Source organism: Anoxybacillus thermarum (assembly GCF_000836725.1).
Taxonomy (GTDB): Bacteria; Bacillota; Bacilli; order Bacillales; family Anoxybacillaceae; genus Anoxybacillus; species Anoxybacillus thermarum.
Genome location: NZ_JXTH01000142.1, coordinates 1 through 730, shown reverse-complemented (window position 1 = coordinate 730; position 730 = coordinate 1). Strand labels below are relative to the sequence as shown.

1 protein-coding gene is annotated in these 730 nt (G+C 55.8%); it reads left to right on the top strand.

Annotation, left to right across the window (positions count from 1 at the left end; translation table 11 throughout):
- Window positions 1-46: 46 nt before the first annotated feature.
- A partial coding sequence (locus LH47_RS14800) for a UPF0236 family transposase-like protein (protein WP_043968800.1) occupies window positions 47-730 on the top strand: 684 nt, incomplete at its 3' end.

The window sequence follows — 730 nt, the reverse complement described above, 5'->3', positions numbered from 1 at the left end:
TATGATGGTGATGACCAACATCAATAAAACAGGAGGGAGAGAGTCCATGAAACATTTTACCACAGAATGGCCTTTATTAAAAGAGCTGGAGGAACAATTAGTCAGAACTCTTCAAAAGGTGTTCGCTGTCTTGTTGGCGGCCCTTTTGGAGGAGATTGATCAACAACTGGCGGAAGCGCGGGACAAGCGCCGGTATCAGCTGAAAGACAAACGGCCGACCACGATCCAAACGCTGTTTGGAGAAGTGACGTTTCGACGGAACTACTACTATGATCGGCAGGCGGGGGCGTATACCTTCTGGCTGGATGCCGAACTGGGCTTTGATGGAGCGCAGTCGATCAGCCCTTGCCTCGAGGAAACGGCGGTCGAGTTGGCCGTAGAGTGCTCTTCCTACCGCAAAGCGGCCCGTACGTTGGAGTCGATCGTGGGGTATGCGGTCCTAAGCCACGAGGCGATTCGCCAACTGGGGCTGGAGGCCCCTGTCTCGCTGCACCACCCTGTTTCCCAACGGCACGGCCGAGTGCTGTTGGTGGAGGCGGATGGGCTGTTCATTTCCCGCCAGGGGAAAGGGAAACGGGCGAAAGAAGAGGAAATCCTGGCGGTTCACGAGGGATGGAAACGAAACGGTTCGCAGCTCGAGCTCGTGAACCGGCGCCACTACCTCCATGAAGGGGCGGGAGACGTGTGGGAACGGTTTGAAGAGTGGCTGATGAACGAATATGCCTATGAC